Genomic DNA, 17426 nt, shown 5'->3' on the forward strand with positions numbered 1-17426 from the left:
CGAGATCGCCGGCACCTCCCGGACTCGCCCCTGGTATCAACTTTAGCTGATGCCACTCATCGATTTGAAAAATCTTGTCTCTTCGTGTTGAAAGTAAACCATGGCCGGATCCGGCGGCGTTTGGGGAATCGAAATTGGTCAGAGCGCGCTCAAAGCGTTGCACTGCGTCAAACAGGGCGATGAGATCGTTGCCGATGCGTTTGATCTGATCGAGTATCCCAAAATTCTGGGACAGGCCGATGCGGATCCTGACCAGCTGATCGCCGATGCGCTCGATCAGTTGATGCAACGAAATGATGCCATTCGCGATCGAGTCTGCATCAGCGTTCCCGGTCAAAGCGGTCTGGCGAAGTTCTTCAAACCACCACCGGTGGAACTGAAGAAAATCCACGACATCGTCAAGTACGAAGCCAAGACTCAGATCCCGTTTGAATTGTCCGACGTGGTTTGGGATTACCAAACGATGCCGGGAGCAACGATCCAAGAAGGCTACGCCCTGGAAAGCGAAGTCGGTTTGTTCGCAATGAAACGTGAGCAGGCCTACCGTCAACTCGCACCGTTCCAGGAGTCCGACATCGAAGTCGACATGGTGCAGCTGACTCCAATCGCTCTTTACAACATGGTCGCTTACGACCGGTTCCATGAGCGAATTGAAAACGAGACGTTTGATCCGGATGAACCACCGACGTCCAGCGTGCTGCTTTCGATCGGCACCGACAGCAGCGACTTGATCGTGACGAACGGTTTTCGGATTTGGCAACGCAGCATGCCGATCGGCGGGAACCACTTCACCCGGCAACTCACGAAAGACCTCAAGCTCACGTTTGCGAAAGCTGAGCACCTCAAACGCAATGCTCGCGAAGCGGTCGACCCGAAGCTTGTCTTCCAAACCATGCGGCCGGTCTTCAATGATTTGGTCACCGAGGTCCAGCGTTCGATCGGATTCTTCCGCAGCATCGACAAGAAGGCCGAGATCACTGAATTGTTGGTGACGGGGAACACAGTCAAGATGCCCGGCCTGGCGGCTTACTTGGGCAAAAACCTCGGTTACGAAGTCCACACACTGGATCGATTCAATCGATTGTCCGGCGATGACGTCTTGAGCATCCCAACCTTCCGCGACAACGCACCGACTTTCGCGGTCTGTTACGGGTTGTGTCTGCAAGGGCTGGGACTGAGCCAGATTCACACGTCGCTGATCCCGGCCGAGATCAAAACCGAACGGATGATCCGTGCGAAGAAGCCTTGGGCTTTGGCGGGCATGGCGGCTCTGTTGTTGGGCGCGACCACCCAGTACGCGTTGACACAGCGGTCTTGGCAAACGACTCACGAGGACCTTTGGTCCAGTGCCGAAGCAGCCGTGACGAGCATGTCATCTTACAGTTCGGATCAAAAATCCGAAGACTCGTTGCTGGTCAGTCGCTTGACGTTCCTGAATCGTCTGGGCGAAGAAATTTCGGGCAACGCGGAACGCCGCCTCGTCTGGTTGGAACTCATCAACGCAGTCAACGCTGCGATCCCACGTGCGGAATACCCTGAGGGGAAGATCCCCAGCGTCAAAGAACTGCCGCTGGAAGACCGTATCGATTTCCACATCTCCGAGATCGACACCAAGTTCTACGAAGATCTCGCGGAAGGTTGGTACTCCGAGCGGTTGGATGTTCGTTACAAAGAGGAGATGAAGAACTGGTACGACTTGATGCGAGATTCAGCGCCGCCGGAAGAACTCGCCGACGACACGGGGCCCGAAGAAGAAGGTTGGGTCATCCAACTCAAGGGATACCACTACTACAACAGCCCGAAACACAAGGGCGAAGAAGGCAGTCAGCACGTTCGCAAGTACCTGACGACCAACTTCCGTGAAAAACCAATCAACTTGATCGACCCGCAGGGCAATCCGATCACCTTCACACCGGAAGAGTTTGGTTTCAGCTACCCATTGTTGCTGAATGAGAACCAACCCCAACTGGTTCAGGTTCCGAACCCGGATTACGACCCCGTCTCCGCCATGACTGCGATGCAATTGCGGGCCGAAGGGGACGAGGACGTCAAAGTTGAATCGCCCACCTTGGAGGTCCTACGGCTCGACTTCGTGTTCCAGGTGGTTTGGAAAGAAAGCGTTCTCAGTGAACGAATCGAAGCCAAGCGATTGGCGGATGAAGAAGCTGCTTTGGAGGCCGAAATGGAAGGCGAGGGCGGCAGCACCGAGGACGATCTCGATGCCGATCCGGATTCCGTCGCGATGGCCAACTAGTCCAACTTTTCGGCGATCACCTCGCCACCCACAAACAACCTTTTCACTCTCGACTCGGTCTGATCGATGGATCAACTCAAGCAAGCATTCGCTTCCGCAGCCAAGTATGGCTTTTGGATCGGTACCGGCACCATCACGCTTGGTGCGCTGGCGATCTGGTTCATCGTCACCGGCAATCTGGTGAAGGAGAACACAAGTCGCGCCGGAAAGATCAAGGGCGACGTGAGTGCCGTGTCGTCGTTGCGCTCGGAACTCAACGAGCATCCCAACCCGACTTCCAAGGAGGCGATGGATTTACTGATTGAAGCTCGCCAGGACGAAGTCTTGCAGGCTTGGCAAGAAGTCTACGATGCCCAACGCGACATCCTCGTGTGGCCCGAAGAGGAACTCACCAAGGAGTTCGTCGACGAATTTCGAGACCTCGTCCCGATCGAGGCCCACATTGCCTACCCGCCAGAACCAGGGCAGGAAAAGCCCACATCGTTCTTGAACACCTACGCGTTCTATATCAAGAACGTGTTGCCCAGCATCGCAGAGATCGCGAAAGCCGAATGGGAAGCCGAATTCCGTTCCAACAGTGCGGCCGGTGGTGGAATGGATGCCATGATGGGTGGCATGGATTCGATGATGGGGATGGGCATGGGAATGGGCCGCGGTCCAGTCAACATCGCTGGCGTGGAAGATGTTCCATTGGTGGATTGGCCTGTGGGTTCGCAGTCAGCCATCATCTCGGAATTGTTCCCGTGGCAAGGTCGTCGTCCCACAACGTTGGAAGTCTATTACAGCCAAGAAAACCTTTGGATTCTGCGGCAACTGCTGGGAATCGTGGCGGACGTCAATGGCGATGCGAAGCAACCGTTCGAAGCCAAGATTCACGTCATCAACCACCTCTCTCTCGGTAAGAAGGTGAAGTTCACCGCCGGTTCCATTCAAAAACCAGGTGTTGCGATGGCCGGTGGCATGGGGGGCATGGGCGGAATGGACATGGGCATGGATATGGGAATGGACATGGGCATGGGGGGAATGGACGATATGTACGGAGACATGGGCGGTATGGGAGGCATGGGTGGAATGAGTGGCATGGAAGCTCCCGATCCAGTTGACAATCGTTACGTCGATACCGCTTATGAACCCATTGATGGGGCGACCTTGCGATCCGCTCTGGAAAGCGAATCTCCCGAAGACGCACCGTTGAAAGTTGCGAAGCGTGTGCCAGTCATGATGTCTCTCCAAGTTGACCAACGCTACATCCCAGACTTGCTGGCAGCGTGCGGCAGTGCACCGTTGATGGTCGAGGTCAAACAGGTCCGAATCCTTCCAAAATCGGCTGGCGCGAGTGCGGTTGGCTCGATGGGCGGTGGCGGGGGTGGCGGCATGGGTGGCATGGATTCAATGATGGGCGGCATGGGAATGGATGAAGGCATGGGCATGGGGGGCGGCATGGGCATGGATGGCGGCATGGGCATGGGAGGTATGGGGGGCATGGGTGGAGGAGCCAGCCAAGGTCCCAAGGAGAAATTTCCTCTCGATGTCACCGTCGAGGTCTATGGTCTGATTCACATTTACAACCCACCCAAGAAAGATCAATTGGGCGTGGAACTGGTCACCGAAGACACCGTCTTGGATGGCGAGACCATGGCCGAGAGTGCAGAGGAAGATCTGAAGGAGTCCAATGGCGGCAATGGTGCGGCGGGATCCGGAGCCGATGCGACCGCTCCTGTTGACACGCCCGATTCAGCTTTGCCACCACCAGCCGGATCGGAACCGGATGCGGTGAATCCTGTGGATGACGCCAATCCACCGGCACCCCCGGCGGGCGAAGCGTCGGTGACAGGTGGTTCCGCCGCGACGACGGGATAGCCGTTTGAAATTGTGGTTCTGATTGGAGGAGGCGACCCTCCAATCGATGAACCGGGTTTGATTGACCTCGTCGCCAACCTTTCCTTTTCTTTTTCGTTTGTGCGAGACAACTCATGGATGCCGACAAGATCAAGCAATTCTTCATCCTTCACGGTGAAAAATTTGTGGTCGGAATCGTTGTTCTGGCGGCTGCGTGGATGGTCTACGCTGGCCTGCAGATGCCCAACATGCTGGACGAGGTGCAGCCCGAGCGATTGGCCACCGATGCCAATACGGTGCGGAGCAGCATCGATGAGGATCACAACGAGCAAATCTTGCCCGAACGAAAACCGCAGTTCGACATCCTGGCGGAAACCGCTCGCAAACGGACGCCGGTCGATTCCACGGCGTACAAGATGCCTCACCTGTTGGAACGCAAGACAATCGACACCTCGGTTCGACGCAAGGACCCGGTGATGCATCCGCCGATGGAACTGCGTGTCGACAGCCACATCGCTTCGATCGCAATGCTCTCGCGAAGTGGAGACTACGCGCTCAAGGATCTGGAAGGTGCCGAAGCCTTGGAAGTGGTGGAACAAGAGAAGCCTCGCCCGCGTCGTGGGAGAAATCGCCGTGGCGGTGGCATGGATGAAATGATGGGCATGGGCATGGAAATGGGGATGGATATGGGCATGGGCATGGACGCTGGGATGTACGGCGAAGACATGGGGATGGGCATGGACATGGGAATGATGGCCGGCGGCATGGGAACCATGTCCGCCTCATCAGCCGGTCGCCGTTTCAATGCGAAAAACAACTTTGGGTTCGTTGCGACTCCGAAGGACAGCATGCAGCCAGTGCCGGAATACGCCTGGTTCATTTCCGGGACCGCCGTCATCCCTCACAAAGTGCTCGCCGAATCATTCCGCGAGGCGCTTCAAGAAGCGGAAGGCTACCTGCCGATTCGCGACCAACCGCTGTACCACAATTACGAGGTGCAACGTGCTGACGTGACGAACAAGAGCGTGGACGAACTGACCGACAAGGACTGGGTGGTTCGCTACACGCGTGAAAAGAACGTTTTGGAAGCAGCCAAGCTTTGGGCCGGGTATGCCAAAGAAGTTGTGCCGGAAGAATATCGCGACTTGAACGTGACCGCGTACATCCCGCCGATTTTGTTGGTTGACTACAAAGACTTCGTCACTCACCCGTTGATTCCGATGATCTCCCGTCGCGAAGAGCAGATGAAGGCTCGCGAGGAAATGATGAAGGAACAAGAGTTCGGGATCGATGACCTCGAATTGGCTGGTCCCAATGCTTCGGGAATGTCCGGCATGGGAATGGGGATGGATATGGGCATGGACATGGGCATGGACATGGGGATGCAAATGGACATGGGCATGGGCATGGGCGGCATGGGAGCCTATGGCGGGATGGCGATGGTGGAAGAAGATCCCGTTGAATACAAGCTGATGCGGTTTTACGATTTTGCGAGCACCGCCGACAAGAATACGCCTCGTCCTGGTCGCAAATACGTCTACCGAATTCGGTTGGCGGTCGTGGACCCGAACTTCCCCGCCAACGCTCTGCAACAACCCAAGGTCTCCACCTTGTCGGGCGAGGTCTATCAACGAGTCTCCAAGTTGATGGAAGCCGCCGAAGCGGACAAAGCCCGCAAGGGACACTTCCAACGTTGGTCGGAATGGAGTGCACCGAGCCCGCCGATTTCGCTGCCAACTTTCAATGACTACTTCGCTGGACCTGTCGAGTCACCACGCACGAAGGTGTTGACGGTTCAAGGCAAGAAAGTGGAGTACTCCCCGGATCCGCCGACCGCGAAAGCAGTCAACTTCAGTTACAACACGACGTATAAAACGGTGATGCCGATTTGGATGGAAAGCATCAGCCCAGGTTCTGTTCTTTCCTACGAGGGCCCGGCGGAGTTGATTGATCCGATTGATCTCGTGGTCAAAAAGGTAGAAGATGCGAAGGTGACTTCGCAAACCACGGTCATCGATCTCGAGGGTGGCCGCGTGTTGCCCATGACGGGCGATTCTGAATTGGAAGAGCCGGGGATGATGTTGCTGTACGACGAGAATGGCTCGTTGAAGGTGACCGGCGAAGTGGACGATCAAGAGATGTATCGCATCTACTCCTTTGCCGAAGAACGCGGTCTGTAATAGCGAATGCCCCGATTCAACGCCTTTGAATATCTTTCCGCGCCAGAATCCACTCAGGCGGGAGCGTGCATCGGCGTTGTCTACGGTGTGGACAGCACACTACGCAAATGGGCGATCGATGCGATTGTTGGCGACAGTGAATGGACGCAGGTCGACGGCGAGGTTTGCAAATGGTCGGACCTGCGTGACGACTTAGCCACAGCGTCGTTGTTTGACTTTGACGGCGGGGACAAGCGAACTTTGGTCGTCCGATCCGCTGACAAGTTTCTTTCCAACCATCGCAACGAGATCGAAAAGTACGTCGCCGCGCCTGGCGATGCGACGCGGTTGGTGTTGGAACTGGAATCGCTCGCGAGCAACACGCGAGTGTACAAGGCGGTCGACAAAGAGCACTTGCTGGTCGCTTGCACCAGTGCCACCGATGCGAAACTCGGGGTCACTGCGGCGTCGCGTCGAAAGTTTCTAACCAACTTTGTTGCCGAGCGTCACAAAACCCAACTTGCCGCCGCCGCTGCCGATGCGTTGATCGAGATGTTGGGGGAAGAGATTGGGATGCTTGACACCGAGATCGCAAAGCTGGCGTTGTACGTGGACGTGGGAGGAAAGATCGAAGAGCCGCTGGTGCGCGATGTCGTCGCGGGATGGCAAGGCAAGACGGTCTGGCAAATCACCGACGCGATTGCGGCGGGGGATGCCGCAGAAGCTTTGAGGCAGCTCGATAAACTCTTCAGTGGCGGGCAACGGGCGATCGCGTTGCTGCCTCAAATCGCGTGGTCGCTGAGACGTTTGGGCATGACCACCGCTGCAATCGAATATCGCGAACGAAGTGGGCGTCCCTGGCAATTTGAGGACGCGTTGGCGGCCGGCGGCATCCGGCGTGGATTTGAAATTCAATCGGCGAAGAAACAGTTGCAGTCGATTGGTCGCGAGCGAGCGAAGCAGCTCTTGCCGTGGTTGTTGGATGCGGATCTTCGGTTGAAGGGAACGCACAGCGCGGAAGGCCGTGACCGTTTCTTGCTCGAACAATTGATTCTGAAGCTCGCTCGACAAACCTGATTGGCGGCACGCATTTGGTGGTGCCTCAGCTGATGCTCAGCTGAGGTTCGGCCGCTGTGATGATGTTCTCATCCGTCGGCCAAGTGAAGCGGAACGTGGCTCCTTTGCCCTTGCCGGGATCAACCCAAGCTTCGCAGCCTTGGACTTGGACCAATCGTTTCACCAAATGCAGCCCCATGCCAGTTCCGCGACGGTCTTGTCCGCTTTCGAGCGTTTGGAACATTCCAAAAATACGTTCTTGAGCAATGGACGGAATGCCGGGTCCATCATCGCTCACCGTGAATTGATAGGACTCGTCGATGACTTGAGACGTGACGGTGATGACACGGCCTTGCGGTGCGTGTTTGATGGCGTTGCCAATCAAGTTTCGGAAGACCTGTTCGAGTGGTCCACGAGCAGTGGTGAGGCACGGCAATTGTTCTGGCAGTGACAATCGCATCGTGTCGGGCGGGGACATGAACGCGAACAGTTGTGGCAACGCCATGTTCAGGTCAATCGGCTCGACTGTATCGGTTTGTTGGTTCACGCGAGCGTAGGCCAGCAAATCATTGAGCAACCCGTCCATCCGGCTGACTTGAGCGTTCAGCATCGTGAGGTGTTCGCGAACCTCTTGTCCAACCTGCTTGGGCATGTCTTCGTTAATCCACTCAGCCAAGTGCATGATGCCCCGGAGCGGTGCTTTGAGATCGTGCGACGCAATGTAGGCGAAGCGATCCAGGTCTTCATTACTGCGTTCGAGTTCTTCTTGTTTTGCTTTGAGATCGATCGCGACCAAATGAGGTTCCGTGATATCGGTGAAGGTCGCCAGGGTCATGATTTGGTTTTCAACTTCGATTGGGGCGGTGACCACACTGATCCGCATCTCGCTGCCATCGGTGCGAGTGGTTTGAAACTCGAGTTGACGAAGTGTTGACGCTTGCGATGCCCGCTTGTCCGCTGGGGGTGTGAGGTGTTCGTGCAAATACACCGGCATCAGATCGCTCAATTGAATCGGGTGATCAGCGGTGGGGGCGAGTTGATACATCGATTCAATCTTCGAATTGACCAATTGCAATTGGTGATTGGAATCGATCAGCACACTGCCCATTGGGCTGCGTTCGAAGAGGTTTCGAAACTGAGCCTCTTTGTTTGCCAGAGCCTGCTGTGCCTCGTCGATCTCGGTGATGTTGGTGCCGACGACCAGGATGCGTGGAGCGTGATCGTGAAGCGAAGGCATCTCGTACTTGTCGATCAGCATTTTGTAGTCTTTGCCGTTTTGATTCTCCAATGTTTCCCGAGCTCGTCGAAGCGGTTGCTTGTCTTGCAACAGTTGTCGATCGGAGGCTTGAAAACGCTCTCCCTGTTGCGGGTAGATATCACGAGTGAGTTGGCCTTCGATTTCTTTCGGGCTCAAACCGGTGGCGTCAGCGGCGGCCCGGTTGACCCGTAGGATCCGGTGCGATTCATCTTTGATCCAAACGAAAGTCGGAATCGTGTCCAGAATCGTTTGGATTTCTTGGTGGCTGTCTTCGAGTTCTCGCTTGGCGCGAAACTGCTGGTCCACATCCAGCAGGACACTCAGCCAAATCGTTTCCCCACTTTCCTTGAGAGTGATTGTTCGTCCGCGTTCTTCGGAATATCGATAGCTGCCGTCACCGCGACGCAGTCGATACTGGAGAGGCGCTTCGGTGATCTCAGGATGTTTTTTGGGGGCCCAAACACGGCGTTCAAAAACCTCTCGGTCGTCCGGATGCACGAGATCGAGCCATGTCGAAACCGCGTCGGCGGAAGGCGGGGCAACTTGGTCCAAGGAGGAAAAACAAAGTTGGCTAAACAGCGGAGGTTGCGTGTCGGGCGATGGGCTCGAATGGATCGGCCGCAGATAGAACCCACAAGTTGCAAGTTCCAGCACATCGAGAAAAAGCTCGCCGTGAGACTGGAGGTAGTCGCGGAAGGCTTTCATATCAAAGGTGTTGAACAGAGGGGGGGCGGAGTTGGCGTCGATGAGTAACAGTAGCATCGACTGCCGGGCTCGGCGTTTCGCCTGTTCAATTTGCAAGGCTCTCATATGCAGCGCGATCAGACGCCGTGCTTGGAGGTGTCGTCAACATGATCAACTGAGCGGTGGCTTTTGCCTTGTCGGGGGACCCTGAGTCTGCGATCGCACGCAACCATCCGATCGTTGCTGTGTGCCAAGCCGCGGTGCCCTGCGGCAGACCGTCGGCCAGTCGTTTCCACCAAGTGGCCGCACGTTTCTGATCCGATTTCAGTGGTGACACGGCGTAGGCATTGGCCGCTCTCCGGCACCACTGAGCCGCCTGCCCAGGTGATTGATGAAGCTCTTTCGCGATCCGAGTTTCGGCCTTCTCGCTTTGCCCTCCCCAGATCATCCAGCCAACTCGTTGCAGATCGCTGGGGAAGCGACGTGGTTTCGCATCGGCTTCCGTCTGCTCACTTTTCAGGGATAGCAAATAGTCACCGATGTCGACTCGTCGGGTTGGGGTGGCAGCCACGTCGATTTCCAAGCGTCTGGCCAACGCTTCATTCAGCCCGGTGGGAGGAACCGCTTCGATGGAACGAGATTGCCCCTGGCGAAATGATTGCAACTGACGGAAGAACCCTTCACTGGTATCGGATTGAAACTCAGGCCAACGTGGGTCGGTTGTTTCCGCGAGCAGACTGATCAGGTCGGCATGAATCGTCCGGATGAATCCGAGATCGTCGCGAGCGTCCAGTTCGTCATGCATCGCCTTGATCGCTGCGGGATGCGACAATCGAAGCCAAGCCGTTGCCCACGCCCTCAGCGCATTGTCACGCACGGAATCCAATTCAGACAAATCTGTTTCCCAGTGTGTCTCAGCAAACTGCAGTGAGATTTTGGCGGCGTCGAGCCAGCGTTCATCTCGCCGAGCCCATTCCATTCGCCACCGGATGGCAGCAAAGGCCGATTGGGAGTCCGGCCACTGTTTCGCGATTTGGATCAGCATCTCGTCGACGTCGGAATCCGTGGCGACGGTCGGCCCGGCTGCCTGGGCGATCGTTGCCGCTTGCAGCAATGCTTGGGCCGACTCGGGAGCCTTTGGGTGTCGCTGGCTGATCCGTCGCAACAACTCCACCGCGGCTTTGGAATTGGATTGCCGTGCCAGGAGTGCGGCGGCTTTGAGTGCCGAGTTCACACTTCGCGAGGCGACGCGATCCGAAGCGGCTGCCTTGGCAAAGTGCAGAGCGGATTGCATCGGTTCGCCACGACGCAGGAAGTACATGGCGTCGGCGATCCACAGCCGTGGGTCTGAATCATCCGTAGTTGGTCGGGGGACGCCCTCGGTTGATTGCAACCGAAACTGGGCCACAATCGTGTCGGCGCGATCCTTGGCGTTCGCCCCGTGCCGTTCGTGAATCGATTCCAACCAATCCGCGACTGCCGTTTCGTCTTGTCTCGCCAGCAAGTAACGCAGGAAGGCCAAGTCCATTTGCACACCCACACGGGCTGCATTGGGATCGTCGGCGTAAACTTGCTGCAGCATCCTCTCAGCGGCCTTCAAATCACCTGCCGTCAGTGCAACTCGAATGCGCAAAGCTCGGAATGATTCGGAGGGCGGATTCGAATCGGATGTGGCAGGGATTGCCTTGAGGGATTCTCGAAGCACAGCGGCGGCGGATCTCGCGTCGCCTTGCCGCAGATGGGCTTCTGCCAACAGACGCAACACTTCCGATCGAGCGACCCCGTCGGCGGGCAGCGCCAGCAACGCGGCTTCTGCGATCTGCACCGCCTCGGCAGCCGACGCCACGCCGTCACCGCTTCCCTGCGAAAAAAGTTCGGATTTCAACACGGCCAGTTCGACACGTGAGAGCCAAGTCAAACTTTTCTCACGGGCGGACTCCGGCGATTCCAGTTCAGTCAAACGTGCCTTCAGCTTGGCATCGGCCTCGCCCACGTTGGTCAACAGCACCGACAGCTTGTCATCGGGGATGGGGCGCGCGATGACTTCGATCAAATCATTGCGAGTGGACTGCACCAGGCTGTCCGAGGATCCCGAATCCACCAGTCGACCCGACCGCATGGATGCGTTGTCAGCGGTACCGTTGGGTGATGCTTGAGACCATCCCCGGTTGGCTGATGCCAATGGCAAGAGAACCAAGCACCCCACGAAGCAGGCCGTCTTTCTTCGATTCGCAATCATGGCGAGGCTGGCTCCGGCGACGATTGGAACTCTGACGACTCAGCTCCATCGCCGAGGGAGGTGGCTTGCCCAGGCCCCGATGAATTGGCGGAAACCGCCAAGTGAACTTGGGCAAATCCTGACAAGCGAACCAGATCAACGGTGGCGACCGTGACGGCCATTGAGATTTCTCCTTCGGGATCCACGATGATGGGAGGTGAAAGGCCAAGTTCCGCGATCGCTTCCAATCGAGATCGCAATGATTCGGGCGACGACAGCCTGGTGGTGCCCAACAGATAACGCACGGAGGACTCACCCGAGCGTTCGATTTTCAGGATCAGCTCTTCGACAGATGCTTCGGAGGTGACTTCTTGGGGGGGCAACTCCGACGACGCTGCCGAGGAATCTGCAGCGACTGCCAACCCGCCCGGCATGTCTTGCTCGGGAGCGTCAAAACTGCTGGTCCAAACAAAGAACACTAGCAGCAGGAAAACGACATCGATCATGGAAGTCATTCCGATGCTTTGCTGCGAACCACTTCGAATGCCAGGTCGCTTCATGGCGATGCTCCTGACCGCTGCTTGGATGGCAGCGTTGCGATCGAAAGGTCGCGAATGCCGGCTTGGTTGATTTGGTGCAGAACCGGTTCCACAAATTGATAGGCGACCGATTGGTCGACTCGCAGTCGGACAGGCGTTTCTGCGATCGATTTCGTTTGCGTCAACCGGGTGATCATTTCTTCCAGCCCAACCGGTGTCGCGCCCAGCCACAGTTGATGCGATGAGTCCATGGTCAGGTTGATCGGAGCGGCGTTGGGATCGCTATCGATTGAAGACGACGCCGAGGGCAAATTGACCGCGTGTCGGTTTTCTTGCCGAGCCAGGTGACTGGAGACGAGAAAGAAAATGATCAGCAGGAACACGACATCGATCATCGGTGTCATGTTGATCTCGTCCACCCGACGACCGTTTTGGATGGATTGGCTGGGTGAACGCATGAGAGAAAGACAAGAGCGAGATAGTCACGGCGGTGCGAGACCACTATCGTAGTGCAAATTCTACTTTTGTTTGCCACGCGAAAATTTGCATGCCTTCGGAATCTTCCCCGTCGCTTTCCCAAGACGCTTCGAATCCTCCCGAGGTCCCTCGCGGTGGGGCGTGGACGTTTGTGAAAAACTTTGCTCGTAACCCCACTCAGGTTGGTGCCGTTTGGCCCAGCAGCCCTGGATTGGTGCGGCAAATGGTGGATTGGTTCGATTGGGACACGGCTCGTGGAGTCGTTGAATTTGGGCCGGGAACGGGGGTCTTCACCGAGGCCATCCAAAGCCATTTGCACGAGGACGCCAAATTTTTCGCGATCGAACGATCACCCGAATTGGCTGCGATCACCCGGGCCCGTTGCCCGCAAGTCAATGTGGTGGAAGAGTCAGCTGAATCGGTGGCGAATCTTTGCCGCGATCATCAAATCGATCAGGTCCACGCGATCATCTGCGGATTGCCCTGGGCGTCGTTCCCTGACAGTTTGCAAACCAGCATTCTGGAAGCCACCTTGGACGTGCTGGCTCCCGGTGGTCAGTTCGCCACGTTCGCTTATTGGCAGGGCGTCGTTTTGCCGGCCGGGCAACGGTTCTCGAAGAAGCTTCGAGGTGCGTTCACCGAGGTCCATCGCAGCCCCACGGTTTGGCGGAACATGCCGCCGGCGTTCATTTACCGCTGCGTCAAACGCTAGGTCGCGTCGCAGGCGTTCTGCTCAGTTGCCTGTTTGCACCGCCCGGTGGTGTCGAGCGACATGGTCGCGTGATGGCGGGGAATCCACCAGCGGTGATGCTATTTCCGTCAGCCGGTTGGCCGGGAAGTCAATTGAACATTCTGTGGTGAGCAGCGACAATGAAGAGGGTTCCGTCGGTTCGTTCCGGCGCCGATCTCAAATCAAATTCGCGACCTTGCTCGCGTTCTTCCACGTCACGCAACCCTGCGCAGGAAAACCATCATGCAATTGGAATGGATCACTCGAACGTCCACCCGCACGTTTGCCACAACCGCCTTGGGGTGGATGGTTGCATCCGCGATCGGGGTGGCGACTGGTTTGACTTCGCCCGTGATGGCGCAAGAGACTGCGGTCAAAGATTCGCGAACTGCGGATCAACGAATCGATCAAATGGTCAACCGCGGGATCGAGTTCCTACGCACGCGTGGGCAGAGCGACGAAGGTGCATTCAGCGGCGAAACCGGAGCGGCCGTGACCGGATTGTGCGTGCGAGCGATTTTGGAGCATCGTCCCGAGGCGGTTTCATCCGACCCGGTGGTGGTGAAAGCCGTCCAGTACTTGGAATCCAAGGTCCAGCCGGATGGCGGGATTTACGCGGTCGGATCCAAGCACCGGAACTACGAAACCTCGACCGCCGCGATGGCGCTCAACAAGGCCAACCAAGACGGTCGTTTCGACAGCCAACTGGAACGAGCCAAGAACTTTCTGAAAGACATTCAGTGGGACGAAGACGAAGGCGCGCAACCAAGCGACACGGCCTATGGTGGAGCCGGCTATGGCAGTCACTCGCGTCCTGATCTTTCAAACACTTCGTTCTTGATCGAAGCACTGCGTGATCTGGGCACCGATGCCAACGACGAGTCCATTCAAAAGGCACTCCTGTTTGTCAGTCGCACCCAGAATTTGGCTCAACATGGTAACGACACAGACTACGCCGACAAAGTCGGTGATGGCGGGTTCTACTACACGCCGGCGGCTGGTGGACAGAGCCAAGCTGGTGAATCTGCTGACGGCGGTTTGCGAAGCTACGGATCGATGACCTACGCCGGACTGAAAAGCATGATTTATGCCGGGCTGACTCCTGAGGATCCTCGCGTCAACGCCGCGCTCGATTTCATCCGCAAACACTACACGTTGGAAAACAACCCTGGCATGGGAGCCCAAGGCCAGTACTACTACTACCACACGTTTGCCAAGGCGCTCGACGTGGCTGGATTGGAAGTGATTGAATCAACCGACGCCGGTTCGCGTGATTGGCGGATGGATCTGATCAACAAGCTTGAAGCGGAACAGCAAGAAGATGGCTCGTGGGTCAATCGCGAAGCGGAGCGTTGGATGGAGGGCGATCGCCAACTGGTGACCGCCTACTGCTTGCTGGCGCTCAAGCACGCTCGCCAGTGAGGCATTCCGGTGACGTTGGTCATGGATCGATCACCCGTTTGTGTCACGGCAAAAGCGGAACTTTTCGCTGAACGGATCCTCGTGTTTCGCCGTGACCGGGGATTCGGGGGCCGTTCTTTGCGAACGTGGTGAAGACGTCCGGCGAAGCACGGTGCAATTCGAAATTCTTGAACAGCTCCACTACCCGAGTTCAAGCTGCGGCGGAATCCGGGCGATGGAAACGGCCACGTTTATCCACTGTGTTCCCGTTGAAAATTTCTCGTCGGGCAACAAATCTAGGCGAGCCCGTGCGATCGCGTACAATTGGGTGATCCAACACGTATCATCCATCGACGGACCGACCCATCAAACCTTCGCCCCCTGCTTCGAACGACGCCGATTCGCGTCCACCCGCCGGACCGCCGGACGGGTACGTGTGCCGATATGGTTCGATGAGACTATTGGGGGTGATGAGCGCGGCAGAACCCTTCCGCTATGGCGATGAGGTGGTCGTTCGCACTGATCGCGGCACCGAGATCGCGACGGTGTTGTGCGAAGCGACGGACGAAGCGGTTGAAAAAGTCCCGACGAAAGGCAACGCGGAACCGGTCCATGGAAAGATCATTCGCCGTCTTGATGTCACCGACCGCGGCGATTGGTCGCAAATGTCGGAGATGACCCGGAAGGATTTGGATGTCGCAAAAAGGTGCGTTGACCGACTGAAATTGTCTATGCAGTTGATCGACGTCGAACGATTGCTGGGCGGCGAGCGTGTGATCGTGTACTTCATTGCCGACGGAAGAGTCGATTTTCGCGAGTTGGTGAAATTGGTCGGTCGCGAATTTCAGACGCGGATCGAGATGCGACAAATCGGGATTCGTGACGAAGCCAAGCTGTTGGCGGATTACGGTGATTGTGGTCAAAAGGTCTGCTGCAGCCGGTTTCTGAGCAAGATGCCGCCGGTTTCCATGAAGATGGCAAAGGTCCAGCGAGCGTCGTTGGATCCTGCGAAAATCTCGGGGCGTTGCGGGAGGCTGAAGTGTTGTTTGCGATACGAATTTGAAACTTACGAGGAAATGGCCGAGGAACTGCCCCCCATCGGCAGCGAGATCCTGACCCGCGATGGGGCGGCAAAGGTTCTCGCCCAAGACATCTTGGCCGGACAATTGGTGGTCAAGACCGATGACCATCGACGCGTTATGATTCCTGCGGGGGATGTCGTCAGCGTGACAAAACGGGGTTCCGGGGATCCTCCCAAACAACGTAAACGCTGATCCTTCCCGAGCCTCTTCCTTTCTTTTCCTCGATTCTTCGCCATGCCATCCCCTGTCAAAGCGATGCAGGATCTCCTGCGAGACGACACTCGATACAAACTCGAAGCCTATCAATTCATTCGCGAAGCGTTGCAATACGCCCACGAGAATTTGGACCAGATCGGCCCGCTAGGGTTTGGCCCCAGTGATGACCCCAGCAGTGATGCGCCGCGTCATCTGACCGGGCAACAACTTTGCGAGGCGTGCCGTTTGTATGCCGTCGACCAGTTCGGATACCTGGCCCAAATGGTGCTCGAAAACTGGGGCCTGCGGCAAACCGGCGATTTCGGCGAATTGGTTTACAATCTGATTCGGATCGAGCAAATGCGAAAAAGCGAGTCGGATCGGCGTGAAGACTTTGACAACGTCTACGATTTTGAAAACGCGTTTCAACCCAAGTTTGAGCTGGCGCTCAGCGACGAGGACTGATTGAAACGATCCATCGCGACGACCTCTCCTAACACCCCCTGATAAAGCAGCATGCGTTTCACTCTTTTGCACGCCCTCGGGGTGTTGGTCGGTTTGGCAGCGATCACGACTGGGAACGTGGACGCCGATGACTTGATTGCGGCTGATGAAACCGGAAAGGTTGCTCGTCAGTCCGAGAAACCACGCCCGAACGAAGAGGCCCGTCGGACGTACATGGGCCGGATTGTGGCTCAACCGATGTCGCATCGCGGTGCTGCCTGGTTGGTGCGCCCGGAACGAGACGACGAAGAAAAGGCCGGCGAATCCTTCGACCGCTTGGGATTGGAAGCCGGCATGACCGTTGTCGACCTGGGCTGCGGCAATGGTTACTGGACGATCCCGATGGCTCGCGCCGTGGCGGTCAAACCCAAGACGGATTCCTCCGACGGTGTTGCAGCGGTGGATCCCAAGGACGAGTCCGACGGTGCGGCTTCAGAGACGGAATCGCTGGAAGGCCAGGTGTTGGCCGTTGATATTCAGCGAGAGATGCTGCAAATGCTTCAGCGAAATGCCGCCCGTGCGAAACTGGATAACATTCAACCGGTTCTGGGAGCGATTGACGATCCCAAGCTGCCCACTGGCCAAGTGGACTTGGTGCTACTGGTCGATGTCTACCATGAGTTTTCGCATCCCGAATCGATGCTATGGAGCATTCGGCAATCGCTGAAACCCGAGGGCGTGATCGCGCTGTTGGAATACCGTGCGGAAGATCCCGCGGTGCCAATCAAACCGCTGCACAAGATGTCCAAGGCCCAAATCATGCAGGAGTACAAAGCGTCTGATTTGAAACTTGTTCGCGAATACAACGCGTTGCCGTGGCAGCACCTGATGTTCTTTGCCCGTGACGACAGCCCATTGCCCGAGATTGAACCCGAGCCATTCACGCAAGAGTGAATCGCGCGGTTTGGGTGGGGGTGAAGGAGGAGCCTCGCCGACGCGTCGGGTTTCCAACTTGCTCTTGCCACTGTGACGGACAAGAGTTCCCATCCTACAGGTGTTGAAACGTCGTGGACGACTCCATCGACAAGCC

13 protein-coding genes are annotated in these 17426 nt (G+C 56.8%); 9 read left to right on the forward strand and 4 right to left on the reverse strand.

Translation table 11 applies throughout. The features are described 5' to 3' along the window. The first annotated feature begins 100 nt into the window (after positions 1-100). From pilM to holA, 4 genes are all read left to right on the forward strand, one after another. Entirely contained in the window at positions 101-2254 is a 2154-nt protein-coding gene (gene pilM / locus UH5x_RS02140; RefSeq protein ID WP_047813129.1) for a type IV pilus assembly protein PilM, read from the forward strand. A gap of 66 nt (positions 2255-2320) precedes the next feature. After that, a complete protein-coding gene (locus UH5x_RS02145; RefSeq protein WP_482634546.1) occupies positions 2321-4114 on the forward strand; it encodes a hypothetical protein in 1794 nt (597 codons plus the stop codon). Between the two features lie 113 nt (positions 4115-4227). Next, complete coding sequence (locus UH5x_RS02150; RefSeq protein ID WP_047813131.1) at positions 4228-6273, forward strand: hypothetical protein; 2046 nt, start codon at positions 4228-4230, stop codon at positions 6271-6273. Positions 6274-6279: 6 nt separating this feature from the next. Further along, entirely contained in the window at positions 6280-7329 is a 1050-nt protein-coding gene (gene holA / locus UH5x_RS02155) for a DNA polymerase III subunit delta (protein WP_047813132.1), read from the forward strand. Positions 7330-7354: 25 nt separating this feature from the next. On the opposite strand, the gene UH5x_RS02160 is transcribed toward holA, so the two are convergent. From UH5x_RS02160 to UH5x_RS02175, 4 genes are read right to left on the reverse strand one after another with little or no spacing between them, the layout of a single operon-like run. Then, a complete protein-coding gene (locus UH5x_RS02160; protein ID WP_482634547.1) occupies positions 7355-9328 on the reverse strand; it encodes a PAS domain-containing sensor histidine kinase in 1974 nt (657 codons plus the stop codon). Positions 9329-9356: 28 nt separating this feature from the next. After that, positions 9357-11489 (reverse strand): tetratricopeptide repeat protein, encoded by a 2133-nt coding sequence (locus tag UH5x_RS02165; RefSeq protein ID WP_482634548.1) that lies wholly within the window; start codon positions 11487-11489, stop codon positions 9357-9359. Further along, complete coding sequence (locus UH5x_RS02170; protein ID WP_482634549.1) at positions 11486-12028, reverse strand: biopolymer transporter ExbD; 543 nt, start codon at positions 12026-12028, stop codon at positions 11486-11488. The genes UH5x_RS02165 and UH5x_RS02170 overlap by 4 nt, the downstream gene beginning before the upstream one ends. Next, a complete protein-coding gene (locus tag UH5x_RS02175) occupies positions 12025-12465 on the reverse strand; it encodes an ExbD/TolR family protein (protein ID WP_047813134.1) in 441 nt (146 codons plus the stop codon). The genes UH5x_RS02170 and UH5x_RS02175 overlap by 4 nt, the downstream gene beginning before the upstream one ends. 89 nt (positions 12466-12554) lie before the next feature. Here UH5x_RS02175 and UH5x_RS02180 point away from each other — a divergent pair, with 89 nt between their 5' ends. From UH5x_RS02180 to UH5x_RS02200, 5 genes are all read left to right on the forward strand, one after another. Further along, positions 12555-13196: a class I SAM-dependent methyltransferase gene (locus UH5x_RS02180; protein WP_047813135.1), complete on the forward strand. Its 642-nt coding sequence runs from the start codon at positions 12555-12557 to the stop codon at positions 13194-13196. Between the two features lie 261 nt (positions 13197-13457). Next, positions 13458-14636 carry a prenyltransferase/squalene oxidase repeat-containing protein gene (locus tag UH5x_RS02185; RefSeq protein ID WP_482634550.1) on the forward strand — a complete coding sequence of 393 codons (1179 nt, stop codon included), beginning with the start codon at positions 13458-13460 and terminating at the stop codon, positions 14634-14636. Positions 14637-15067: 431 nt separating this feature from the next. After that, positions 15068-15889, forward strand: a complete 822-nt coding sequence (locus UH5x_RS02190; protein ID WP_482634551.1) for a PSP1 domain-containing protein — start codon at positions 15068-15070, stop codon at positions 15887-15889. Between the two features lie 42 nt (positions 15890-15931). Continuing rightward, complete coding sequence (locus UH5x_RS02195; RefSeq protein WP_047813137.1) at positions 15932-16357, forward strand: Minf_1886 family protein; 426 nt, start codon at positions 15932-15934, stop codon at positions 16355-16357. Between the two features lie 51 nt (positions 16358-16408). Continuing rightward, positions 16409-17290 (forward strand): class I SAM-dependent methyltransferase, encoded by an 882-nt coding sequence (locus UH5x_RS02200; RefSeq protein ID WP_482634552.1) that lies wholly within the window; start codon positions 16409-16411, stop codon positions 17288-17290. Positions 17291-17426 lie beyond the last annotated feature (136 nt).

The organism is Rhodopirellula sp. UH5, from assembly GCF_056839225.1.

Bases quoted from the DNA above. Each gene is read 5' to 3' on its own strand.
- UH5x_RS02170 (WP_482634549.1), bottom strand. From the start codon at position 12,028: ATGAAGCGACCTGGCATTCGAAGTGGTTCGCAGCAAAGCATCGGAATG.
- UH5x_RS02200 (WP_482634552.1), top strand. From the start codon at position 16,409: ATGCGTTTCACTCTTTTGCACGCCCTCGGGGTGTTGGTCGGTTTGGCA.
- UH5x_RS02195 (WP_047813137.1), top strand. From the start codon at position 15,932: ATGCCATCCCCTGTCAAAGCGATGCAGGATCTCCTGCGAGACGACACT.
- UH5x_RS02165 (WP_482634548.1), bottom strand. From the start codon at position 11,489: ATGATTGCGAATCGAAGAAAGACGGCCTGCTTCGTGGGGTGCTTGGTT.
- UH5x_RS02150 (WP_047813131.1), top strand. From the start codon at position 4,228: ATGGATGCCGACAAGATCAAGCAATTCTTCATCCTTCACGGTGAAAAA.
- UH5x_RS02160 (WP_482634547.1), bottom strand. From the start codon at position 9,328: ATGCTACTGTTACTCATCGACGCCAACTCCGCCCCCCCTCTGTTCAAC.
- UH5x_RS02175 (WP_047813134.1), bottom strand. From the start codon at position 12,465: ATGCGTTCACCCAGCCAATCCATCCAAAACGGTCGTCGGGTGGACGAG.
- UH5x_RS02145 (WP_482634546.1), top strand. From the start codon at position 2,321: ATGGATCAACTCAAGCAAGCATTCGCTTCCGCAGCCAAGTATGGCTTT.
- UH5x_RS02190 (WP_482634551.1), top strand. From the start codon at position 15,068: ATGAGACTATTGGGGGTGATGAGCGCGGCAGAACCCTTCCGCTATGGC.
- UH5x_RS02185 (WP_482634550.1), top strand. From the start codon at position 13,458: ATGCAATTGGAATGGATCACTCGAACGTCCACCCGCACGTTTGCCACA.
- UH5x_RS02180 (WP_047813135.1), top strand. From the start codon at position 12,555: ATGCCTTCGGAATCTTCCCCGTCGCTTTCCCAAGACGCTTCGAATCCT.
- holA (WP_047813132.1), top strand. From the start codon at position 6,280: ATGCCCCGATTCAACGCCTTTGAATATCTTTCCGCGCCAGAATCCACT.
- pilM (WP_047813129.1), top strand. From the start codon at position 101: ATGGCCGGATCCGGCGGCGTTTGGGGAATCGAAATTGGTCAGAGCGCG.